The organism is Chloroflexota bacterium (genome assembly GCA_016219275.1).
Classification (GTDB): domain Bacteria; phylum Chloroflexota; class Anaerolineae; order UBA4142; family UBA4142; genus JACRBM01.
Genome location: JACRBM010000002.1, coordinates 26,400 through 49,236, shown reverse-complemented (window position 1 = coordinate 49,236; position 22,837 = coordinate 26,400). Strand labels below are relative to the sequence as shown.

General features: G+C 55.9%; 19 protein-coding genes. 3 read left to right on the top strand and 16 right to left on the bottom strand.

What is annotated here, in order from left to right; all coding sequences use genetic code 11:
* Positions 1-106: 106 nt before the first annotated feature.
* On the top strand, positions 107-2,608 hold the full coding sequence (locus tag HY868_00215; protein MBI5300529.1) for a tetratricopeptide repeat protein: 2,502 nt from the start codon (positions 107-109) through the stop codon (positions 2,606-2,608).
* Between the two features lie 69 nt (positions 2,609-2,677).
* Positions 2,678-3,982: an AAA-like domain-containing protein gene (locus HY868_00210; GenBank protein MBI5300528.1), complete on the top strand. Its 1,305-nt coding sequence runs from the start codon at positions 2,678-2,680 to the stop codon at positions 3,980-3,982.
* A 17-nt stretch (positions 3,983-3,999) separates the two neighbouring features.
* Here the strand turns inward: HY868_00210 and HY868_00205 are convergent, their stop codons facing one another.
* The 11 genes from HY868_00205 to HY868_00155 all read right to left on the bottom strand — a co-directional run bounded on the left by HY868_00205 (position 4,000) and on the right by HY868_00155 (position 18,312).
* Positions 4,000-4,986 carry a DMT family transporter gene (locus HY868_00205; GenBank protein MBI5300527.1) on the bottom strand — a complete coding sequence of 329 codons (987 nt, stop codon included), beginning with the start codon at positions 4,984-4,986 and terminating at the stop codon, positions 4,000-4,002.
* Positions 4,987-5,265: 279 nt separating this feature from the next.
* The gene (locus HY868_00200; GenBank protein ID MBI5300526.1) at positions 5,266-6,135 is read right to left on the bottom strand and encodes a hypothetical protein; all 870 of its coding nucleotides are present in this window, start codon (positions 6,133-6,135) and stop codon (positions 5,266-5,268) included.
* A gap of 28 nt (positions 6,136-6,163) precedes the next feature.
* The gene (gene gltB, locus HY868_00195) at positions 6,164-9,838 is read right to left on the bottom strand and encodes a glutamate synthase large subunit (protein MBI5300525.1); all 3,675 of its coding nucleotides are present in this window, start codon (positions 9,836-9,838) and stop codon (positions 6,164-6,166) included.
* A 715-nt stretch (positions 9,839-10,553) separates the two neighbouring features.
* Complete coding sequence (locus tag HY868_00190) at positions 10,554-10,697, bottom strand: 4Fe-4S binding protein (GenBank protein ID MBI5300524.1); 144 nt, start codon at positions 10,695-10,697, stop codon at positions 10,554-10,556.
* On the bottom strand, positions 10,697-11,188 hold the full coding sequence (locus HY868_00185) for a type II toxin-antitoxin system VapC family toxin (GenBank protein MBI5300523.1): 492 nt from the start codon (positions 11,186-11,188) through the stop codon (positions 10,697-10,699). The genes HY868_00190 and HY868_00185 overlap by 1 nt, the downstream gene beginning before the upstream one ends.
* On the bottom strand, positions 11,173-11,439 hold the full coding sequence (locus tag HY868_00180) for a hypothetical protein (GenBank protein ID MBI5300522.1): 267 nt from the start codon (positions 11,437-11,439) through the stop codon (positions 11,173-11,175). Before HY868_00180 ends, HY868_00185 begins: the two co-directional genes overlap by 16 nt.
* A 162-nt stretch (positions 11,440-11,601) precedes the next feature.
* On the bottom strand, positions 11,602-13,929 hold the full coding sequence (locus HY868_00175; protein MBI5300521.1) for an FAD-dependent oxidoreductase: 2,328 nt from the start codon (positions 13,927-13,929) through the stop codon (positions 11,602-11,604).
* Between the two features lie 57 nt (positions 13,930-13,986).
* Positions 13,987-15,588, bottom strand: a complete 1,602-nt coding sequence (locus tag HY868_00170; protein ID MBI5300520.1) for a 4Fe-4S binding protein — start codon at positions 15,586-15,588, stop codon at positions 13,987-13,989.
* Positions 15,589-15,704: 116 nt separating this feature from the next.
* Positions 15,705-16,820, bottom strand: a complete 1,116-nt coding sequence (locus HY868_00165; protein MBI5300519.1) for a glutamate synthase — start codon at positions 16,818-16,820, stop codon at positions 15,705-15,707.
* A 243-nt stretch (positions 16,821-17,063) separates the two neighbouring features.
* Positions 17,064-17,615, bottom strand: a complete 552-nt coding sequence (locus tag HY868_00160; protein ID MBI5300518.1) for a GNAT family N-acetyltransferase — start codon at positions 17,613-17,615, stop codon at positions 17,064-17,066.
* A 1-nt stretch (position 17,616) separates the two neighbouring features.
* On the bottom strand, positions 17,617-18,312 hold the full coding sequence (locus HY868_00155; protein ID MBI5300517.1) for a DUF1016 family protein: 696 nt from the start codon (positions 18,310-18,312) through the stop codon (positions 17,617-17,619).
* 288 nt (positions 18,313-18,600) lie between these two features.
* Between HY868_00155 and HY868_00150 the strand changes: the two genes are divergently transcribed.
* On the top strand, positions 18,601-18,996 hold the full coding sequence (locus HY868_00150; protein MBI5300516.1) for a zinc ribbon domain-containing protein: 396 nt from the start codon (positions 18,601-18,603) through the stop codon (positions 18,994-18,996).
* A 91-nt stretch (positions 18,997-19,087) separates the two neighbouring features.
* Here HY868_00150 and HY868_00145 read toward each other — a convergent pair whose 3' ends face one another.
* The 5 genes from HY868_00145 to HY868_00125 all read right to left on the bottom strand — a co-directional run bounded on the left by HY868_00145 (position 19,088) and on the right by HY868_00125 (position 22,745).
* Positions 19,088-19,417 (bottom strand): cyclic-di-AMP receptor, encoded by a 330-nt coding sequence (locus tag HY868_00145; protein MBI5300515.1) that lies wholly within the window; start codon positions 19,415-19,417, stop codon positions 19,088-19,090.
* A gap of 82 nt (positions 19,418-19,499) precedes the next feature.
* Positions 19,500-20,123, bottom strand: coding sequence for a dTMP kinase (locus tag HY868_00140; protein MBI5300514.1), 624 nt, complete (start codon positions 20,121-20,123; stop codon positions 19,500-19,502).
* A gap of 92 nt (positions 20,124-20,215) precedes the next feature.
* A complete protein-coding gene (locus HY868_00135) occupies positions 20,216-20,431 on the bottom strand; it encodes a hypothetical protein (protein ID MBI5300513.1) in 216 nt (71 codons plus the stop codon).
* Between the two features lie 55 nt (positions 20,432-20,486).
* Positions 20,487-22,025 carry an AAA family ATPase gene (locus HY868_00130; protein MBI5300512.1) on the bottom strand — a complete coding sequence of 513 codons (1,539 nt, stop codon included), beginning with the start codon at positions 22,023-22,025 and terminating at the stop codon, positions 20,487-20,489.
* Positions 22,026-22,205: 180 nt separating this feature from the next.
* On the bottom strand, positions 22,206-22,745 hold the full coding sequence (locus tag HY868_00125) for a YIP1 family protein (GenBank protein MBI5300511.1): 540 nt from the start codon (positions 22,743-22,745) through the stop codon (positions 22,206-22,208).
* Between the last annotated feature and the right edge of the window lie 92 nt (positions 22,746-22,837).

The window sequence follows — 22,837 nt, the reverse complement described above, 5'->3', positions numbered from 1 at the left end:
ACCTTTGGAGATTTTTCTTCAAGGGTCTTTTGTTTTGGCACAAGAAACGTGGTAAAATAGGTTTAGGTTAGCTCGCTCTCAAACTCGGATTGGAGTTGAAGCAAGAATGCCTACCCCACCCCGCAATCCGTACATTGCCGGTAAAGCACTTGGCGACCCGCGCGGTTTCTTCGGACGCGAGGATGTATTCCGCGTCGTCGAAACTGTGCTTTCCTCACCTGACCAAAATTCGGTTGTCCTCTTTGGTCAGCGACGTATTGGCAAGACGTCTATCCTGCTCAACCTTCGTTCGCGCCTGGCTTCCTCCCATTTCGTTCCCGTTTATTTCGATTTGATGGATCGCGCGCGTAAATCGCTCGCGGAAGTTTCGTTTGAGCTTGCCGCGACGATCGCACAAGAATTGCGTTTACCCCAACTTGCGCGCACCGATTTTGACAACGAAGGGCGTGGCTTTCGCGACAAATTTTTGCCGACGGTCTACACCACGCTCGGCGATAACCGCTTGGTTCTACTATTCGATGAATTCGATGTGTTAAACGTTGGTGCGGAAGAAAAACTTGCGCCGACCTCTGCCGCGTTTGCGTTCTTTCCATATCTGCGTGATTTGATGACAAATGAACCGCGACTGGCTTTTGTGTTCGTTGTCGGACGCAAGGCAGAAGAATTGAGCATCGAGTTCAAGTCGGCATTCAAAGCATCGCGGTTTTATCGCGTTTCCGTTTTGGACAATGAAGCTGCGCGTGCACTTGTTCGCACCGCTGAGCGCGATCACCTGTTGTATTTCACCAACGCCGCGGTAACACGTGTGTTAGACTTGACCGCGCGGCATCCGTACTTTACACAATTGATTTGCCAACTTTTGTTCGAGCGCGCGTACGCGAACGAACCGCTACGCGTTGAAATCACGCCCGCTGATGTGGACGAGATTGTGCCAAAGGTGTTGGAAGCCGGCGAGAATATTTTCGAATGGATTTGGGATGGCTTGCCGCCCGCTGAACGCGTCATCTTTTCCGTGATTGCGTCCGGCACGGACGAGCAAACCGTTATCACCGATGACCGGTTGACCTCGATTTTGCAAACGCAAGGCATTCGCATTCTGATCCGCGAATTGGAACTCGCGCCGAAAACGCTCGTCGAGCGGGAGATGCTCAAACAGATCGATGGTGGCTCCAAGTTCTTTGTCGAGTTGTTGCGACGGTGGGTCGTTGAGCGAAAGCCATTGCCCAAGGTAAAAGATGAGTTGGATCGCGTTGTGCCGCTTGCGGAAACACTTTACCAAGGCGCAACCGGATTTTACCGGCGCAGTGATTTGGAAAGTGCGATTATACAATTGCAAAGCGCGCTCAATGTCAACCCAAATCATTTGAAGGCGCGATTGTTGCTTGGCGATATTTATCGCGCGCAAGGCAAGTTTGATGACGCGGTGCGGGAATTGGAAGAAGCGTACAAGATTGATGATGCTGGGAGTCGTGTTGCACTTGAGCGAGCACTATTGCAAAGAGCAACCACAAGGGAACTTTTCGAAAACGCGGTGAGGGATTATGACCGTATCCTAACTATTTCTCCAAACAGCAGAGAGGCAATGGAACGTCGCATTGCGATGTGGATACAGCGTGGTGAAATTGCACTTGCTGACGCTGATCTAGAAACTGCACGCACTGCCTTTACAGAGGCAAAAGCAATAGAAAGAGTTGCTCAGGTAGATATACTTTTGCGGAAACGCGAACTTGAGCAACAAGTCGCATTGGCAGAAAAACTAACACAAGGCGAAGAATGGGAAGCGGCTATTACCGTGTATCAGCGGCTTGTTGAAGCGGATCCCAAAGAGGAACGTTGGCAAGACGGATTGGAAAGATCAAAGCAGGAACAGGAGATTGCACGACAATATTCCGAAGGGTTAGGCGCAATGCAACAAGGCAAGGAATCTGATGCACAACGGGCTTTTGCCAATGTTATCTACGTTCGTCCTGACTACAAAGATGCCGCCCAAATGCTTACCAAAGCAATCTTGTCCGAAAGAGGTGTGTCTGATCCACGAGAACAATCGAAAGAGAAAGAGGAATTTGAAAGAAGACAAAACGCGGTTATCGAGCACAGAAAGAGAGAAGAACAACTGAAGCTAGAAGAACTGGCACAGAAACATGAAGCAGAGAGGCGTCGGCGGGTACGTCCTCGCACTTTATCGCGAATTGGAATTGTTATCATGCTCCATATCGCCTTCTATTCTTTGGCAGGTGGCGTTCTCTCATCCGTTGCAGATAGATTCATTTCTTCTTGGTACCTCGCCTCAATTGAAGTCTCTAATAGTATAGCATTCTTTGGCATCCTTGGCGTTTCGTCCGGCATACTCTTGGTCGAAAACGATCTATCTTCCCGCAACTGCGCTCTCCTAGACGATGGAAACAATTGGTTTGTTATTAACCTAATTTTACTTCTCATAGTTTTCTTTTTTGCATCAGCCAGCATGGCAGTAGCAGGAATTATGGGCTTGGTGACTTATCTTGTATTTGGTCAATCTATTGGGTTCTATATTGGATTCAGCTTGATAAACAGTGTTGCATTTCTATGGATTATTCAATGGGGTTCAGAATCTCGCAAGTTCCTGTAAGCGAATCTGAAATTACCAGACACAATTACCCACACAATGGTCCTTGTTGATCCTGTTGCTGAGGCAAAGATGTTTAATAATCAATTGAATCCCTTCCTCTACGGCAAACCGGTTCCATCGAATCAACACATCGGTCGGCGCACCGAAATTCGAACGCTGTTCTCGCGCCTCGCGAACGGCGAAAGTAGCGCGATTGTCGGCGAGCCGCACATCGGCAAATCGTCACTCCTGCGTTATCTCTGCGAGGAAAGTGTGCGGCGTGAGTGGTTTGGCAAAGTTTCGGAGCAACAACTATGCACCGAAATTGATTGCGAAATGCTATCCACGAATTTCACGCCGAACGATTTTTGGCAATTTGTGCTAACGCGCGTCGGCGAGATTACCGACGGCGACGAGTTGAAACAGCAGTGCGAGATCGTCGCACAAAACGATTTCGGATCGTTCACGCTCGAAGCGATGTTCAAACTACTGGCGAAACAAGAACGGCGTGTCGTTTTGCTGATTGACGAGTTCGATACGCTTCTCAATCATCCTAACTTTAACAAGGCAGAATTTTTTGGCGCGTTGCGTTCCTTCGCTACACGTACCGATGGCTTGGCGATCATCACCGCAAGCCGCATGTCAGTCGCGCAGATGAATCGCAAGAGCCACGAACTCAACCCGTTCGGTTCGCCATTCTTCAACAACAGCATCGAAGTTCGCCTGCTTCCATTTGCACGCGAGGACGCGCAACAACTGCTCGAAGCGACACTCGCACGCGGCGATGCCAAAATTCGTTTTTCGTCTACCGATTTCGATTGGCTCTTTTCGCTTGCAGGACGACAGCCGTTTCTCATCCAGGTCGCGGGCGCATCGCTCTACGACGTGATTGCGAACGGCGACGTGGGCGACGCACGTTATGCCAACACGACCGCGCTCTTTCACCAACGCGCCGCAGCACACTTTGCCGACTTCTGGCGACACCTCACCGATGAAGAAAAACGTGCGTTGTTTCTTCTCGCACTTGCTGAATATCGCGGCTACGCGGATGGTCGCTCATTTGACATTGGCAAACTTGGCAAACTGGAACGGTTCGGACCTGAATTGCGTCACTTGCGCGAACTTGGTATCGTTGAATCAGAACCGGCACCAAACTCAGTAGCGTGGCTGGGTGAAAATTGGCGCGTGGCATCGGCAGGAATCGTGACTTGGTTGATGGAGAATGTAGTAACCGGATTGCGGACTACAAAGGACTTTGATTCAATTCAGGGCTGGGAATTTATGGGACCGATCACCAAAGACGAATTCACAAGACTAAAAGACATTGCAAGCAAAATTCCACCCGGTGCAATCAAAGCAGGGGTAGAATTCCTCAAGAGTTTGATCAAGAAGTAAAACAAACAACGCGCCGATCATTCCACCGGCGCGTCGTGATTTATCTTGCTTTGCGTATTCTGCTTCCACACGTACCACGTGATCGTCGCGAACACGACGAACATCCCCAGCGCCTGCCACGCCGACGTGATGCGCTCGCCCAGCATCACGGTCGCGAGCAAGAACGTGATGACGAATCGCCACGGCATCAGACTGCTGAAGAACGCCGCCTTGAGATGTTTGAGTGATGACATTTGAAACACACTGCCCGCGATGATGGTCACACTCACGAACGCGGCGAACACTGCCCAGTCGCCCCACGCCAGCGTTTGCCAACGCGACCAGTCCTCGCCAACAAGCGCGCTCGTCATCGTCATCGTCACCGCGAGTGCGCCGGCTTGCATCACCAACAACGATTCGGGCGAGATGTCGCGTTGAACGGAACGGCGAATGAGCACCATGTACAGCGCGAGAAAAAACGCGCTCGCCAACGCGAGACCGATGCCCAGCCAGTCGGACGATTTGAGCGCGAGGTCTGCACCCGCGTGAAACGGATCGCCGACGACCATCAACAACGTGCCGATGACCGACAGCATCAGTGCGCGCCCGGTGTACGGCACGAGTCGCTCGCGTAACAGTGTCACGCCGAGCAATGCGATGATGAACGGCGTTGTCATCGTGATGATCTGGACGTACATCGCGAGCGTGTACCGCGTCGAAAACAAATTCGTCGTCGAGCGCAGCACGACGATCAGCGCGAACAGCCACAACGAGCGACGGCGAAACACTTGCCAGTTGATGCGTCGCGCGAAAAGTATAACAAAGAACAACAGGACGATGACGTTGGCAAAGCCGTTGAGCGACAAACTGGGCACGCGACTGATCGTCTGCAAATAGCGCGTGAACACTGGATACGTGCCCCACGCCGAATGCGAAGCAAGCGCGGCAAACGTCCAAAATGACAACGTTCCCAGTGCGTTTTGTCGCGCGATGAATTTTCGCAACGATACGGTGATTGTGTTCATACGCGCGATTATAGAACGATGTGTGGGAATGTCAAAGAAAAGGTGGAGGGCGTTATTAGCACAGAGGCGCAGCGGACGCAAAAAGAAAAACCTGTGCGCTCTGTGTTGAAAAATAGGCGTTATCCGGAAAAACAAACGAACAACTATTGAACCACGGATTGCACGGATTTCACAGAAAAAAAATAATCTGTGCAATCCGTGAAATCTGTGGTTGCTTATTCCGAATACCGTCTAGTAAAAATAACAACACGCTGGATCCAACATCCAGCGCGTTGCATTTTACTTTGGCTTCACCTGCCAAAATTCCTCAAGTGATTTGCTCCACCGTTCGAGTATGCCGCGCGACCACGCGCTTCCCGTTTTCTCCGCGTGCTGCGCGACCAACTCGCGTAGACGCGCGTCGTCCGTGACGCGTTGCATCGCAACGAGTTGCGCGTTGAGTCGTTTCTCCAACGTGCGCGTGTGATCGTACACGTACGCGATGCCGCCCGACATCCCCGCACCAAAATTGCGCCCGGTCTGCCCCAACACCACGACCACACCGCCGGTCATGTACTCGCACCCGTGATCGCCGACGCCTTCGACGATGGCGACCGCGCCGCTGTTCCGCACCGCAAAGCGTTCGCCCGCGACGCCCGCCGCGAACAACGCGCCGCCGGTCGCGCCGTACAACACTGTGTTGCCAAGAATCGCGTTCTCGTTTGAGGCGTACCGCGCGGTTTCCGGCACGCGAATCACAATCTCGCCGCCCGCCATGCCTTTGCCGACGTAATCGTTCGCCTCGCCGATGAGCGTGAGATGCAAACCGTTGATGCAGAACGCGCCGAAACTTTGCCCCGCACTTCCACGCAACGTCACGCGAATCGAATCGCGCGGCAATCCTGGGTCGCCGTACGACCGCGCGATTTCACCGGCGATGCGCGCGCCAACCGTGCGATCGGTATTCCGAATCGCGCGTTCCAACGCAATGGACGCGCGATTCTGGATCGTGCGCAACACGGCGGCGAACAATTCGTCGTCGAGCGTCTCGGACGGCAGTGGATCGTTGCGCGCCAAGATGTTGCGGCGCGGTTGCGCGCCAGTCGGGTCGGGGTCGCTCAGTAATCCGGTCAAATCCATTCGTGGTTCTTGCATCTCAATCTCAAACATCGCGTTTCCAATCTCCAATTTCCAACCTCTATTCCGCCATCGCCATCGCCATTTCGCTCGGCGCGCCGACGGGCATCGAAGTGTGGCGCGTCGCGATGGACAATCGCTCGACGCGTCCGATGATCTCGTCGAGCGAACGCGCGCCGAGCGCGGCAAGATATTCGCGCGTCTCTTCGGCGAGAAATTGGAAGAACGCCATAATCCATTCCGGCTGATTCGGAAACTTTTTTCGCAGTTCCTCTTTTTGCGTCGCGATGCCGGTCGGACAGGTGTTGAGATGACACGCGCGCGCCATCACGCATCCGCTCGCGATGAGCGGCGCGGTGCCGAACGAAAATTCGTCCGCGCCCAGCAACGCCGCGACGATGACGTGCCGCGCGGTCTTGAATCCGCCGTCCACGCGAATCCGCACGCGCCCGCGCAGATCATTCGCGACGAGCACATGTTGCGTTTCGACGAGTCCGATTTCCCAAGGCGCGCCGACGTGCTTGATCGAACTGAGCGGCGACGCGCCGGTGCCGCCGGAATGTCCGCTGATCTGCACAATGTCGGCGAACGCTTTCGCGACGCCCGCGGCAATCGTGCCGACGCCGGACTCGGCGACAAGTTTCACCGAGACGCGCGCGCGCGGATTGATGCGCTTCAAATCGTAGATCAACTGCGCCAGGTCTTCGATGCTGTAAATGTCGTGATGTGGCGGCGGCGAAATCAACGCGATCCCAGGTTGGCTGTAACGAATCGCCGCGATCTCGGCGGTGACTTTGTGGCTCGGCAGTTGTCCGCCTTCCCCCGGTTTCGATCCTTGCGCCATTTTGATTTGCAATTCGTCCGCCGACATCAAGTACGCCGGCGTCACGCCGAAGCGCCCCGACGCCACTTGCTTGATGCGACTGTTCGCAGACGAGTTGTAACGCGCGGGCGCTTCGCCGCCTTCGCCGCTGTTGCTTTTCGCGCCGAGCCGGTTCAACGCCTCGGTCATCGCGATGTGCGCTTCGAGCGAGAGCGCGCCGTGCGACATCGCGGCGGCGGAAAAACGCTGGATGATTGCGGACGCCGGTTCGACGCGCGAAATCGGAATCGCATTGCCGAACGCGATGTCAAGATGATCTGAGATTTCGGTCGTGCGCGTGTGCACGGCGGAAACGTAATCGCGATATTTGGCGAACGCTTCGCGGAAACCGCCATTGAGCGCGCCCGGCGTGCGCACCGCGGCGTGCAAGGTCTGCACGACCGGCGGATTGTACGTGTGATGCTCGCCGTCTTTTTTGTACTTGAAGAAACCGTAATTCTTGAGGTGCGTGCTCGCGCGGTGAAACGCGTGCGCGTGATGCTCCAACACCTTTTGCGCGATGACGCGCAGACCGATGCCGCCGACATGCGCGGGCGTGCCCGGAAAATTTCGCGCGACAACCGCGTGATCAATCCCGATGATCTCGAAAATTTGCGCGCCGTGATACGCATCAAGTGTGGCGATACCCATTTTCGACATGATTTTCAAAATGCCTTTTTCGGCGGCGTGGACGAAATTTTCTTCCGCGCGGTCCGCGACCAAATCTTTTTTCGACGCCGCGCGCGCGCTGGCGAGTGCGAGGTACGGATTGAGCGCGTTCGCGCCAAAACCGATGAGACACGCGAACTGGTGCACATCGCGCGCATCGCCAACCTCCGCGATCAAACTCGTGCGCCAGCGTTTGCCGATCCGCAAAAGGTGGTGATGCACCGCGCTCACCGCGAGCAACATCGGAATCGGCGCGCGCGTCGCGCTGATCGCGCGGTCGCTGAGAATCAAAATCGTTTCGCCGTTTTCAGCCGCGCGTTGCGCCTCGCGGCACACGCGCCCGACCGCGCGTTCGAGCGCGTCCGGGTCGCGCGCGTCGAACGTTGCGTCGAGCGTCGCGTGTGGGAACGCATCGTTCCGCGCGCGAATCGTATCGAGTTGATCGTCGGTGAGGATCGGCGACGCGAGTTCGAGCACGCGCGCGTGCGCGGGCGCTTCGGTCAAGACGTTGCCGCGCGCACCCAGGATCGCGCGCACCGACATCACGAGTTCTTCGCGCAGTGGATCAATCGGCGGATTCGTGACCTGGGCAAAGCGTTGCCGGAAAAAGTGATAGAGTGGTCGCTCGAAATCGGACAAGACCGCGTGCGGCGTGTCGTCGCCCATCGAGCCAATTGGTTCTGCGCCGTCGTTCGCCATCGGCTTGACGATGACGCCGAGTTCTTCGTCGGTGTAGCCGAATGCGGCATGTAGGGTCAGCAAGGGGGCAGAAGTGCTGTGGAGCAGGGGAGAAGTTATTTCCTCTGCACCCTTGCTCCCCTGCTCCTCTGCACTCAAGGTTCGAATGTTCGCATCCAGCCATTCGCCATACGGCGCGCGCGACGCGTAAAAATCCTTCACGCGCTCATTGTGCCACAACTCGCCGCGCGCTAAATCGGCGACGATCATTTGACCTGGACCGAGTTTGCCTTTTTCGATCACACGTCCTGGGTCTACTTCGAGCGCACCCGCTTCGGACGACGCGACGACGAGACCATCGTCGGTGACGAGGTAGCGCGCGGGGCGCAAGCCATTCCGGTCGAGCGTCATGCCGACGACGCGCCCATCGGAGAACGCGACCGCGGCGGGACCGTCCCAGGGTTCCATCAACGTCGCGTGATAACGATAGAACGCTTTCCAGTGCGCGGGCATGTCTTGAACTTTTTCCCATGCTTCAGGCATCAGCATCATTTGTGCGTGCGCGGCATCGCGCCCGGACAGCGTCAATAATTCGAGCGCGTTATCGAGCATTGCTGAGTCGCTGCCGTCCGTATCAATGATCGGCGCGAGCGATTCATGACTCCACATCTCGGACGCGAGGAACGGTTCGCGTGCGCGCATCCACGCGAGGTTGCCTTGCAAGGTGTTGATCTCGCCGTTGTGGCACAACATGCGAAACGGCTGCGCGCGTTCCCAGGTCGGGAAGGTGTTCGTCGAGTAGCGTTGATGGAAGAGCGCGAACGCGGATTCGTACAGCGGATCGGCTAGATCGCGATAAAAGCGCGGGAGTTGTGACGCGACGAAAAGACCTTTGTAAACAATGGTACGCGCGGAGAGCGACGACACATAGACGCGCAATTCTTGTTCACGAGCGCGTCGCTCGATCTCTTTGCGCGCGAGAAAGAGCGCGCGTTCAAACGCGTCGCCGTCGAGATGCGCTGGTCGCGCGACGATGACCTGCTCGATCTGCGGACGCGTTTTGCGCGCGTGTTCGCCCAGCGCGTCAAGATCAATCGGTGCCTCGCGCCATGCGAGCAAGGGAATCGCGCGCGATTCAAACGCGCGGGCGATGATGGATTTCGCGCGCGCGTGTGATTCATCGCGCGGGAGAAACAGCATACCGACACCCAGGTCGCCGCGTGCCGGTATTTTAGTCGCGCGTGATTCCAATTCGCGCGCAAAAAGTGTATGGGGAATTTGCGTGAGGATGCCGGAGCCGTCGCCGGTGCGACCATCGGCAGAGACCGCGCCGCGATGCGCGAGCCGCGCCACGATGGAGAGCGCATCGCGCACAATCGCGTGCGCGGGTTGCGCGGAGAGGTGCGTGATAAATCCGGTGCCGCACGCCGCGCGTTCGGCGAGCGTCGCCGGCAAATCGGTCGCGGCGATGTGAACGCGCTGGGGCACGTGCCAATTCGTCGCGGAAGAGGCGGAGTCGGTTTGCATGAGTGCTCCTTCTTGCGTCCAGCGCAAGAGAGATTTATGATTTTTTAATTACCCAAACAAGACGAACAAAGCAATCTACCCCCACCCTTCCCTCCCCCGTACTTACAAGGGAGGGTGAATGGTAGATTGCTTTGGAGTGCCCATCGCGGGACAAAAAAACCGCCACGACTGGGCGGTTCTTGACAATGGTCGGGTACGCCTCAATGCGTCGCGAACCCAGATGAATTGTTCGCAGTATAAACACAAGATTCGTTCACGTCTACGGACAAGGTATGCAACCCGCGAGCGCATCCAGTTGTGCGTGTTGCACAGCAGCGCGGTTGAAATATCCTTGTTGGTGCGGGGAAAGCGTGGTAGAATATGGATAATGCCATCTTTGATCGCGAGAATAATCGCTACCTGGTTATGTCTGTAGGATTGATGGTGCTACGCAACTTGCTTCGGATGATAATGGCAACGGCGGCAAAGCGTCGCGTCTGATCTGGCAAGTACCACAAACCGGAACATACTCTATTCGCGTGAGCCAAGCACAGGGAAGCATGTTTGGTTGTAACGCATCGTACCACCTCAGCGTTAGTCACGGTTTCGATTTGTTTCTCCCGTTCATCATAATACATATACCTTGAGAAAACGATAACGTCTATAGAAAAAGAATGCGCTGGTCGCTCAATGACCAGCGCATTTTTTATTCGCGGAGATTCGCGTAATTCGCGGATTATTCCTTCTCCATCTCCTCCAACAAATTCGGCACCATCGTCCAGATGCCGCTGGGACACGCGGCGGCGCAGAACCCGCAACCGATGCACAACTCTTCCGTCACGCGAAATTCGTACGTGTCGTTTGGATGCCCGTAAAACATCAAAGCGTGTACCGTTTGATCGTGGGAATACGATCAAAGTGCGGATCGTTACTTGCCAACGCAAAACAACCGACGCGTTGCAGCGCGGCAAAGTGCAACGCGTCGCGTGGGCGCAGGTGGTATTGCGTCATTGCCTCGCTCATCACGTCGAGGTCGGATACAAAAACGTCAAGGACGGTCAAGTTAGGCAATGTTCGTAAGCGATTCAGCTCGACAACGATTTGCGGCGCGAATTCTGCGATGGCTTGTTCTTCGTTCGCGCGGAGATAATCTAACGGCGCTCCCGCGTGTCGCTCTTTGATTAACGCCAGTAAAAAGCGATACGCCAACTCGTCAAAGGTCAACGCTGAAGTGTACGCAATCAACACCCCGTGTTCGATCTTTTCGAAGAACACCTTGACAGCAGGGTCAATCCCGCGCACGAGCATGTAAGGAAGCATCGTGTCAAGATAAATGGCATCTTCGGTAAAAGTCTTTAACGGGTATGCCATTCGCTAAATCTCTTCCAATCCAAATCCATATCGTATTCGTCCATGGTGCCTTTGCCTAACGCGCCGAACAACTCATTGGTTATGCTCGTTGTTGCTTTCGCTTTGGGCAAGGTTAATTCTCGCCGCATCACTTGCAATTCGCGCATCATCGCGTCAATCCGCACAATCGCTTGGCGCGTTGTCAGTGTCGCGCGCGGTTTACGTGTTGCGCGTCGCACCGTTCGTTTGGTTGGCTTGCGGGTCAGAGTCATGGCACCGTCTCCTTCGCCTGCATTATACCACGATTCCAACGCACCAGGCGAAACAAATCACAAAACAAAACGGAGCAAGTCTCCCTCGTGACACTTGCTCCGTTCATATTGACAATCTCGTTTCACGCATCACGTTTTACGCGATACGCACCACGCAGTCCGTTACTCCTTCTCCGTCTCCTCCAACAAATTCGGCACCATCGTCCAGATGCCGCTGGGACACGCGGCGGCGCAGAACCCGCAACCGATGCACAACTCTTCCGTCACGCGAAATTCGTACGCGCCGTTCGGATGCTCGTGCCGCGTGATCGCGTTCTGCCCGCAGATCGTCACGCAGATGTTGCAATCGCGGCAGGTGCCGCACGAGATACAGCGGTCGCCTTCCTTGAGCGGATCGGTCGGGCACTGGCTCACGCGCGGTGTAAAGTAGATCAGGTTCAAGCGTTCCGCCGGAATTTGCTTTTTGCGTTCGAGCACAAACGTCTCGCCCATCACTTGGGCGTGCAGCGCGAGCGCGGCGACGCGTCCCATGCCAATCGCCTGCGTCAACAACCCCGGTTTCACCACGTCGCCGATCGCGAACACTTTGGGATCGCGCGTGCGACCGTACTCGTCCGCGTCGAGCCAGCTATTTTTGACGCGCGCGTAATTTTCCGGCACCCAACCCACGTCCGGCACTTCGCCGATCGCGACGACGACAACATCCGCGTTGAGCGGCGCGCCATCCTTGAAGAACAACTGCCCGTCGTTGAACTCGGCGACCGTGCGGGGCCAAAGCACCTCGGTGCCGAGCGCCATCGCCTCCGCGCGCTCGCGCGAGGAACTCGCCGGTTGTTGAATGTCCACCGCGATCACACTCGCTGCGCCGAGCCGCCACGCCGTCGTGCACGCGTCCATCCCCACATCGCCCGCGCCGACGACGACGACCGATTTGCCGGCGACATCCGCGACTGGACGACCGGCATTCGCACTCGTCAGAAAATCGAGCGCAGTGTACGCGCGTTCGTTGCCGGCGAAGGGCAACATGCGCGCCTTGTGCGCGCCAATCGCGATGATCACGCCGTCGTACAAATCGCGAATCTCTTCGAAATAATCGCGCGTGATTTCCGCGCCGAGATTCACTTGCACATCGAGCGACAGAATCCGGCGAATTTCGGTTTGCACGATTTCTTTTTCGAGCCGATTGTGCGGGATCGCGTTCATCATCTTGCCGCCGAGCACGTTATCGCGTTCGAAAATTGCGACGGTGTGCCCGCGCAACGCGAGTTGCCACGCCGCCGATAGACCGGCGACACCGGAGCCGATCACCGCGAAACGTTTGCCGCTGTGCGGCGCGAGCGGCGCGGCAGCCAAGTCCATCGAGTACTTGCCGAGCGGACCGGCGAGCACGGCAAAGTCAATCGTCTGGCGCGTGCAGGACGCCATGCACGGGTTCGGACACGCCGCGCCGCAGACCGACCCAGGAAAGGGGTTGTACTGCAACACGAGTTCGAGCGCGTCTTTGATTTTGCCTTTGCGAAGCAGGTTGATGCGATCCTGGGTCGGGATGTAACTTGGACAGGCGTACTCGCACGGCGCGGCAAAGACCGCGTTGTTCCACACCGGCGAATACGCGCGATAATCGCCCATCGCGACAAGCGGCACCACGTCGCCGGGATCGGTGACGACATCGCCGAACAAGCCACCCTGAATCCAGCGATTCGCGCGGAACGCGCCGAGCGATGTGCGCTTTTTACCTTGCTTGAGTTCCTCATAACTCTTCGCGATGATCTTGCGCCACTCGTGACGCACGAGCAACGTATCGCCCAAATCATTTCGCTCAATCGAGCGCAAAAATTTCGGCATGCCCGCGCGCAAAAATTCCCAGTCCGCATCGTCGAGCGATTCGATCAGTTTGACATTGCTCGGCAGTTTGCTGATCGCGCCGCGCACGAACACTGCGCCGCCGACCATGCCGATGCACGCGCGGTCGCCGATGACGGAATCGAATTGCTCCGAGTCGTATCCGCACACGACGGCGATGCCGCCGCCCATAAACTCGAACGGAAACGAGCCGGTATTTTTGAGAATCCACAACTGCGGCTCGGCATACGCCGGGTCGTGTTTCATCAACGAGCCGGTGCGCGTGCCCGCGCGTCCGCCGATGTAAATGACACCGTCCGCCGCACAGTGCCCGGTCGTGTCGCCGCCATCGCCTTTGACCGTGATCGTCGCGCCGGCGTTGAGCCAACCGACATCCGCCGGCGCCGGACCTTCGACGACAATTTCCGTCCCTGGCATACCCATCGAGCCGACGCGCTGACCTGGATTCGTTACGAGAAATTTAAGCGGCTTGCCGTCGAGACTCCACACCGGTCCACCGATGTTGTGCTGACCAGACGCGTCAATCTCGAATTCAGTTTCGCCCTCCGCCATCGCGGCGTACACTTCTTGGAGCAAAACCTGGGTTGATTTGCGTTTATTGTTACCGTATGTGGTCAAGTGTTTCATTGTTTGCCTTCGGTGGTAAATAGTAATTAGTAATTGGTAATTACCATTTACCAATAACTAACACGCATACGCGACGTTCAGCCGTTCGCCGATTTCCTTGTCCATCGCTACGAGCGCATCGCTGCGACCGACGGGCAAGGTCGAGTTGCCGATGGGCGCCATCAATTTTTTCAACTCTTGATCGAGCGCGAGGAAATAGTCAACGATATTTTGCGCGACTGCATCCACATCAAGCCGCGCGACGAGGCGCGGGTCCTGGGTGCAGATGCCGACGGGACAATGCCCGGTGTTGCACGCGTTGCAACGACCTTTTTCGTTGCCGACACACCCGGCAAGTTGCAACCAAATCTTCGCCGAGAACACACCGTTCGCGCCGAGACAAATCGCTTTGAACGCGTCTGCCGCGAGATCGCCGCTATCGCCAAACCCGCCGCCGACGAACAGCGGAATTTGTCCCTGCTTGCCTTGCTCGACTGCCGCGAGATAACAATCGCGCAGTTTGCTCAGAATCGGATGACCGCTGTGATCGAGATTGACTTCGTGCGCCGCGCCCGTGCCGCCCTGAATACCGTCGAGGAAAAAGCCGCCGACGATGTGGTACGGATCGCGCACGAGATTGTTGAACACGGCGACGCTCGTCGAACTCGCCGCGACCTTGATCGCGACCGGCACGCGGAACTTGAATGCCGCGTTCATGCTGAGAAACATTTTTTGCACCGACTCTTCGATGCTGTACAAACCTTGATGATTCGGCGGACTCATCAGGTCGGCTTTCGGCACGCCGCGAATCGCTTGAATGTGCGGTGCGACTTTTTCGGCGGGGAGCAAACCACCGTCGCCGGGTTTCGCGCCTTGCCCGATCTTGATGAGAATCGCGGCGGGATCGGTCACCATCTCCGGCATCGCTTTGATGATACGATTCCAGCCAAAGTGTCCGCTCGCGATTTGAATGATGAAATATTTCAGGTACTCGGATTTCAATAATCGCGACGGCATCCCGCCTTCGCCGGAACTCATTCGCACTGGCATCCCGCATTCCTCATTGAGGTACGCCACCGCGAGCGCGAGCGCCTCCCACATGCGCCACGATAGTGCGCCAACCGACATATCGCCGATCAATACCGGATAGATCCAACGAATCGGCGGCGTCCAACCATTCGCGACGAGTTTGCCGTTTTCGATTTTGAGCGGCAGTTCATCCGCCGGCAAACCGCGTCCGAGCGGCGTGAGAATATCGAACGTGTGCCGCGCGGCGTCGAGCGAGGGATCGGTCATCTGGCTGATGCGCCCGACCTTGATGTAATCGAGAACGCGATGCGGCATGCCGTGTCCGCGCCCGCCGCGTTTGATCGGCGATGCGCCGTGACGCGCGACGAGTGGAAAGCGATTGTGTTCATTTTCAATCGGACGAATCGAATTCGTCGGACAGACTTTTTCGCACATCGAGCAACCGCGACAATAGGATTTCGGGTCGTTCACCTGCTTGATCGCCATAATGATCTGAGACGATTCAACCGGATTGGGCAGATGACCGGTGCTGAGCGTTTGACTTTTGCGTTGCAGTTGCGGTTTGATCGCGCCGAACGTGCACGTCGCGACGCACGAGCCGCAACGAATGCACGTCTCGGAATTCCATTCGATCTTCCACGGAAAATCCATCGGGTGCGTATCGCGCACGAAAGTTGGTTTGATTTGATTGCCGCGCGCGCCGTTCTTGCCATTGCCGTTCGGCTGGCTGCCGTTCGAACGCACGGGCACATTCACGACGGGAAGATTTACTGCTGCCATCGTTCCACCTCCAGCGCGTTGTTGATGAGCACGGTCTCGCGTTCGCCGGGATAAAGGTCTTGTTCGTAATCGCGATTCGGAATCACCATGTTGACGCCGCACACTTCGGACGCGGACACGACCATATCGCCATCGCGACCGATGACGTACGGGCGCAATTTTTTCGCGTCGGCAATGACGCCCATTTGATGGTTCGGCATCACAAAGACGACGGTGTTCGGTCCGTTGATTTCGAGGTGCATGAGCGATTGGCGAATCCGCATCAACACATTCGCGTCGGGACGCGTTTGCATTTCTTCAAACGTCAGCGGGGTAATCACATGCTTGTAGTACTGGAGGGGCCACTGCAATTCTTCGAGGACATAGTGCAGGGTGTAGAGAAAACACTGGGTGTCGGATTCAAAGCCGATGTATGCGGGATGGAGTCGCTGTTGAAATTCCTTGTTCTTTTGGTAAAACGTGTTCTCGCCGTTGCCCATCAAGGTGTATCCTTCGAGGAAGAACGGATGCGCGGCGTAACGCACGATTTTGTAATTCGTGTTTTGGCGACACTGCGCGGAGACGACGCGCGCCTTGAGCCAGTGGTCTTCGTTCCACATCTGAAAGTACGTGCCAATGTCGCGCGGATCGCCGACTTCTTTCAGCGTCAACACGTCGGGCCAGAACGAATAGATGAAACCTTGCTTGTCGTGTGTGAGCGCCTCGCGCAGTTTCAGCCGCGTGGTAAGCAAGAGTTGTTTCTGTTCGGGCGTCGGTTGATCGTGATAGACGTTGAGCGGTTCCGGGTAGCGATAGTTGCGAAAGATGTAATGCGGCATCCGCTTGAAATCGAGCGAATCATCCGCAACCACGTCCGGCTGATAATCGAACTTGGGCGAAAAGCCCAGCCCTTCGAGAATCTCTTCCGCGCGTTCCAGCCCCTGCGAGGTGCATGCCATCGAGAGGAGTGGAAATTTTTTAAACTCGGCGAACGCGCCGCCGAGGTCTTGCATCACCATCGCGAAACCGGAATTGTCGTGACCCTTTTGCATCGCGAGCATCATCCGCAACAGCAAAACGGGCGGTACCGGTTCCTTTGATTTTATCGCCGCCATTCGGCACATAGTTGCCTCCGTTCCGCGTGATAAAAAAGACCGCCGGGTTCTGGCGGTCTTTTTGCCTGTCGAACATATTCGATTCGACGGTCTCCAGGGACGTACCCCGGCATGTTGGCGCGAACCCAACTTTAACGAATTTCTAATGCCGAATATACGATAAGCGCGCGGGAGCGTCTACGGGCAAGGTGTGGCAATCCAGGGGGGGCGCGGTTGTACAAAGTGCACAGAGGAGGCGAGCGGACGAGTTCCTTATTCCGTCTTGGCATCCCGCTCGCGGTGAAATTCTTCAGCGGTCAGTAAATACGAGGGATGATTCAAGCCAGTCGGCGGATAGAATTCGTCGTGCGTGTATCGAAAGCCAAGTTTCAGCAAAAGGTCGCGCGATTCGTCATTCTTGGGATTGTGTCCGGCAAAGAGCGCCGACGCGCCGAGCCGCTCGAACGCGTATGCCATCACCGCGCGCGCGGCTTCGGACGCGTACCCGCATCGCCAATGACGCGTGCGAATGTGAAAGCCGATTTCGTAGATGCGGCGCGCCAAATCGTACGGTCGTAGACCGCAACAGCCAATGTGTTCGTCGTTCGCCAAAAGAAAGAGCGCCCAGTATTGCACGCCGCACTGTTGTGCGTTCGCGATTTCTTTGGCGAGCCGCTCGCGCACCTGGGATGCGTCCAGTTGACCGCGCGCGTCAATCAACCTGGTTACTTGGTAATCGCCCCAGAGTCCAAGCGCGAGGTCGAAGTCGGTTTCGCGCCATTCGCGGAAGCCGAGGCGGGAGGCGAAGAGAAAGTAGGTAGACACTTTACATGTCTGTAAATTTGAAACTGATATTGTATTTTTTTAGATTGAGGTCTGGCACGACTTTAGCCGCATAAGTTGCCCTTGCTGTAAAGTCATTTGCAATAATAATCCCCCGCACTTTTTTCTCACCCGCCAAATTCTCCTTCACCCAACCCATGTAGGCTTGGATTTGCCCGCATACCTGCCGATCTGCTTCCCCGGCTTTGAGTTCGATCACAACCAAGTCATTATTGGCATCAATGGCTAAAAGATCAATGCGTCCAGCCGCTTGTGCGTCTACCTGTTGACCAACAATCCCTCTTTCTTTGTAGAGACGCAGTCCTTTTTCGATTTGGGATAAATTGGCGACCAGCGAATTTTCCAGATCATATTCAAGCGAAAAGGCGATTTCCGTCTCTGCATCTTCAACCTGTCCACCATCTGGCGTAATAGATTCGTTCTCATCCAAAATGACAATCGTAAATCCCAAATCTTCAAAACGGGAGTTTACCGGTCTTCCTCCGCTACCCAAATCATTCAGCCCGGTCACAAGCCGCATGATTTGTTTCGGTGGGTAAATCTTGGCGTTGCACTTAATCGCATAGGTTACCCAACGCTTTTCCGGGAATGATGCGCGAAATTCTCTGTCAAAACGTTCCATCGCATTTAGTACATCGTCGTGAGTGAATGTCTTGCCACGAAAGGATGTCTGGTCCATTGGTTACGCTCCAAAGATTTGTGATTACTTTTTACTGAATAAACTATAAAGCAGATTCCGTTCCCAGTCAAACGGAATCTGCTCCGCGAAAAAGTCAGTGGTTTTTCGCCGCCACGGCTTTTCAAAAGTCGCTTGACTCACTTGCCAACCTAACCCCCAACCCCCTTCCCTTATAGGGAAGGGGGCAGGGGGATGGGTCTGCAAATGACTTTTGAAAAACCGTGTTTCACTGCGCCTCACCTTGCCAAGCATTTCATTTTCAATATAATCGGGCGCGGAGGATGACTTATGCCGATCTATGAATATCGTTGCGGCGATTGCCGTCGCCGCGTCAGCGTTTTCTTTCGTTCGTTCGCCGATACGCAGCAAGCGCCGCACTGCCCAAATTGCAATGGCGAGCATCTCACGCGTCTCGTCTCGCGCGTCGCCACCGTCAAGTCGGAGGATGCGCGGCTCGAAGCCATGTCCGATCCGTCCAGCTTTGGCGATGTGGATGAGAACGATCCAAAAAGTGTCGCGCGGTTTATGCGTAAGATGGGCGATCAAATGGGGGGAGAGGATTTAGGTCCCGAATTCACCGAGATGGTGGATCGGCTCGAGTCCGGCGAAAACCCGGAGGAAATCGAAAAGAGTATGCCCGGTCTTGCCGGCGAAGGCGACCCAGGAATGGATTTTGGAGGTTAGAAGTTGGATGTTGGAAATTAGAGGATAGAAAATAGAAATTGGAAGTCGGACTCGCTCCAACCTCCAATTTCTATTTTCTAACTTCCAAATCTCAAAATTTTTCGAATCGTTCGATGCCCAGCACGAACACGGTCGCGCCGCCGACTTGGACCTCGACCGGTTGCGCCAGGTACAATTCGCCTGGCTCCATCACCGGCGGCATCGGGTTGACGAACTGGGTGCGCGTCACACAACTATCGCGAATCAACGCGAGCAGTTCGTCCATCCGCGCTTCTTCCACGCCGATCATAAAAGTCGCGTTGCCTTCCCGCAAGAATCCGCCGGTCGTGCTGATCAGCGTCGAAGCAAAATTCTTTTTGCGTAACGCGTTGGCAAGCGCACCGGAATCGTCGTTTTGCACAATCGCCATGACCATTTTCATCGCGCTTCCCTCCATGGGGAATTTCAGATTGTTGATGTATGATTTTAGATTGTATCGCTAATGCGAAAAGACAATCTGAAATCTAAAACCCGAAATCGAAAGAGCGTTTTGCGTGGCGTTGAATTTCTTGTTGAACGATTTCGATTCCCGGCGTGCCGTCCACCACGATCCAGCGTTGCGGTTCCGCTTTCACGAGCGCAAGAAACCCGTCCCGCACGCGCGTGTGATACGCAACCGCCTTGTGGTCGAGCCGATTCGTTTCGCCGCGATGCCGCCGCTCCAAGCCCACTTCGACCGGCACGTCTACGTAAAATGTGCGATCGGGCACGAGTCCACCGGTGGCGAACCGCGTGATCGCGCGCAACGCGTCGAGGTCAAGACCCAGCCCGTACCCTTGATATGCCAGCGTCGAATCCGCGTAGCGGTCGCACACGACGATCTTGCCGGCGGCAAGCGCGGGACGAATGAGTTCCGCAACAATTTGTGCGCGCGCGGCGGAAAAGAGCAACGCTTCGGTTTCGTTTTGCATCGCGAGGTTGCGCGTGGAGAGAATCACTTCGCGAATTTGCTCGCTGATCGCCGTGCCGCCCGGCTCGCGGGTGAGCAACACCGCGCGCCCGCGCGCTTGCAGATACTCGGCGAACAAGCGCGCTTGCGTTGTCTTGCCGCTTCCCTCGGGACCTTCGAAAGTGATAAAAAGAGACAAGGATGACTCGTTTTACTTTACGGTTATGATGTGGGGATAATTCAAAATCTTGTTGTGCACCCACCAAACCCAGGTATGCGTATCGAGGACGATCATCGCAAAGCATCCCAATCCTGCTCCGCCACGCTATCGAACGGCTTGTGAAAGCGGAGTGGTTTACCGCGTAATGGATAACGCTCTCCGTCAGTATGTTTCGTTGAACGGCTCAGGATGATGACTTCAATTTTTTCACCCGCGCGGAAAGGAATTCCCCGAATCGTCAGCACGCGATTCGGCGCAACAATTGTTTCTACGCGATAGGTCTCCATGTTCAATCTCTCTAGCAAGTGCGCTAATTCACTGCCGCACTATTGCACTATCGAACTATCCCACTTCACTCCCATAAATTCGGACGCGGCGTTTCGGTTCTTTGCCGAGACTGCGCGAGAATAGATTCGCGCGCTTGACTAGCTCGTGCTGTTGTCGGCGCACGTATGCCGTTTGCGGCGCAAGCTCGACTGAGTTCGCACCGCTCAACACTTGGTCAATCGCGGCTTGCGTCTCGCGCATCGCGTCGTCCACTGGGTCGCTGCGTCCATCCACGCCGAACAAATCTTCGAGCACGCCTTCCATTTGCGCGAGCGTATTCGAACGCAACACGTATACCGGTACGCCGCGACGCTCGGCATCGGTGACAATCGGCGGACGTTTGCGGTAGTAGTTCTTCAGCGTCAGCACCGCGTCCGCGCCGCCAATGTCGCCAACGATTTGCACCGGCAAGCGCAACGATTTGGCGGCTTCTTCGAGCCGTTCTTGGCTCAACCCGTACGGAAACAATTTCATCGCGCGCAAAGGCGACGGTTCGGTGCGCGCGGGCGCCGGTTCACCGCGCACGCCGCGCTCGCGCGAATTTTCGCGCAATACGCCCACCCGCGCGGTGATCGGTTTCTCGATGTTCACTTTGCCATCGTCGCCGCGCGTGCGAATTTCCGGCGGCAGCATACGTCCTCGCAAAAGCGAATCCACCGCCATCGCAACTTCGTGATGTATCGCGAGCCGATTACGTTCCTGAATCTCGATGAGCACGCCAAACGTCGGCGGCGCTTTGCGTTCGAGAATGGATTTTTGCGTACCGCGCCGGCGCGCCTCTTCATCCGACAGCGTCACCGATTGAATGCCGCCGATCAAATCGGCGAGCGTTGGATTCATCATCAAGTTGTCGAGCGAGCGACCGTGCGCGGTGCCGATGAGTTGCACGCCGCGTTCGGCGATCGTGCGCGCGGCTTCGGCTTCGAGTTCGCGCCCGATCTCGTCAATCACGATTACTTCGGGCATGTGGTTCTCGACCGCTTCGATCATCACTTCGTGTTGGAGCGATGGCGTCGGCACCTGCATTCGCCGCGCCTTGCCGACGGCGGGATGCGGAATATCGCCGTCGCCGCCGATTTCGTTCGAGGTGTCCACGATCACCACGCGCTTGATGTCCGCGAGCACGCGCGCCGATTCGCGCAAGATCGTCGTCTTGCCGACGCCAGGGCGACCGAGCAACAAAATGCTCTTGCCCGATTCGACGATATCGCGAATGATCTCGATCGTGCCATAGACCGCGCGCCCGACGCGGCAGGTCAAGCCGACGATTTTGCCTTGCCGATTGCGGATGCACGAGATGCGATGCAACGTGCGCGGAATGCCGGCGCGATTATCGTCGGTGAACATGCCGATGCGCGACACGACAAAATCGAGATCGTCGTGATTGACCTCGCGCGAATTGAGCGGGACCGTTTGTCCGACAAAGCGCGCTTCCGGCACGCGTCCCAAATCCAAAATCACTTCGAGCAATTCGTCGTTGCGATTGATCTCGCGCAAATGCGATTGCACATGCGGCGGCAGAACATCCAATAACAAATCCAGGTCGTCCATCATAGACGGTTGCGTAGTCAAAACCAGAAATTTCCTTTCGCGGCAAATATCGTGAGCGCCACGCCCAAATTATACCACCGTTTGCCCAAGCGTCAACGCGACGCGCGTAAAGAAGAGGTGAACAGTCGGTTAAGAAAAGACAAAGCCCCGCAGGTCATTGACCTGCGGGGCTTGAACGACTGTCTATAATCCGACCAAGCCGAACACGAGTCCAATAATACTGCCGACGATCAGCAAGACGACGAATGCGACAATCGCGGTCAAGACAGCTTTGGTTGTGTCGAACTCGGACGCCTCACGAATGCCAATCACTGCGGCGACCAAGGAAAGAACCAGCGCGGCAATGGTTCCGAGGCACGGAATGATATTGAGAATGCCGAACACTTGGGTGTAGCCGAACACGCGTAACATTTCACCGGTGTTCGTCTTGCCGCCAAAAAACGTTTTGGATACGAACGCGATCACCCACGCGCCGACAAACCACCCGATAATCTGATTAATGAGGGTGCGGAACGCGGCGCCGATGGGTGAACCAGCCGACGCCGCCGCTTCGGGTGGAAGCATCGAACTCGTCGCGACAAGGATGATCGCGCCGACAATCGCGGAAAAGAACGCCATCACCACGACGATGATTGCGGCTTGCCCAGTTGCGTTTTGATCATCGGCAATCTCGCGATAGGTCGGGGCTTTGAGGGTGACCACACCCATGATACGGTCTAACATGGTACGCTCCTTTTGGGAATCAAAGTGAGTTTGAATAACGCTACGCACACGACCGCCTGAAACGAACTTGGTTTACAACTCGACGCTGAGTG

What these genes read in the sequence shown, in the direction of transcription:
- HY868_00215 (MBI5300529.1), top strand. Translation starts at nt 107, where the DNA reads ATGCCTACCCCACCCCGCAATCCGTACATTGCCGGTAAAGCACTTGGC.
- HY868_00210 (MBI5300528.1), top strand. Translation starts at nt 2,678, where the DNA reads ATGTTTAATAATCAATTGAATCCCTTCCTCTACGGCAAACCGGTTCCA.
- HY868_00205 (MBI5300527.1), bottom strand. Translation starts at nt 4,986, where the DNA reads ATGAACACAATCACCGTATCGTTGCGAAAATTCATCGCGCGACAAAAC.
- HY868_00200 (MBI5300526.1), bottom strand. Translation starts at nt 6,135, where the DNA reads ATGTTTGAGATTGAGATGCAAGAACCACGAATGGATTTGACCGGATTA.
- gltB (MBI5300525.1), bottom strand. Translation starts at nt 9,838, where the DNA reads ATGCAAACCGACTCCGCCTCTTCCGCGACGAATTGGCACGTGCCCCAG.
- HY868_00190 (MBI5300524.1), bottom strand. Translation starts at nt 10,697, where the DNA reads ATGTTTTACGGGCATCCAAACGACACGTACGAATTTCGCGTGACGGAA.
- HY868_00185 (MBI5300523.1), bottom strand. Translation starts at nt 11,188, where the DNA reads ATGGCATACCCGTTAAAGACTTTTACCGAAGATGCCATTTATCTTGAC.
- HY868_00180 (MBI5300522.1), bottom strand. Translation starts at nt 11,439, where the DNA reads ATGACTCTGACCCGCAAGCCAACCAAACGAACGGTGCGACGCGCAACA.
- HY868_00175 (MBI5300521.1), bottom strand. Translation starts at nt 13,929, where the DNA reads ATGAAACACTTGACCACATACGGTAACAATAAACGCAAATCAACCCAG.
- HY868_00170 (MBI5300520.1), bottom strand. Translation starts at nt 15,588, where the DNA reads ATGGATTTTCCGTGGAAGATCGAATGGAATTCCGAGACGTGCATTCGT.
- HY868_00165 (MBI5300519.1), bottom strand. Translation starts at nt 16,820, where the DNA reads ATGTGCCGAATGGCGGCGATAAAATCAAAGGAACCGGTACCGCCCGTT.
- HY868_00155 (MBI5300517.1), bottom strand. Translation starts at nt 18,312, where the DNA reads ATGGACCAGACATCCTTTCGTGGCAAGACATTCACTCACGACGATGTA.
- HY868_00150 (MBI5300516.1), top strand. Translation starts at nt 18,601, where the DNA reads ATGCCGATCTATGAATATCGTTGCGGCGATTGCCGTCGCCGCGTCAGC.
- HY868_00145 (MBI5300515.1), bottom strand. Translation starts at nt 19,417, where the DNA reads ATGAAAATGGTCATGGCGATTGTGCAAAACGACGATTCCGGTGCGCTT.
- HY868_00135 (MBI5300513.1), bottom strand. Translation starts at nt 20,431, where the DNA reads ATGGAGACCTATCGCGTAGAAACAATTGTTGCGCCGAATCGCGTGCTG.
- HY868_00130 (MBI5300512.1), bottom strand. Translation starts at nt 22,025, where the DNA reads ATGATGGACGACCTGGATTTGTTATTGGATGTTCTGCCGCCGCATGTG.
- HY868_00125 (MBI5300511.1), bottom strand. Translation starts at nt 22,745, where the DNA reads ATGTTAGACCGTATCATGGGTGTGGTCACCCTCAAAGCCCCGACCTAT.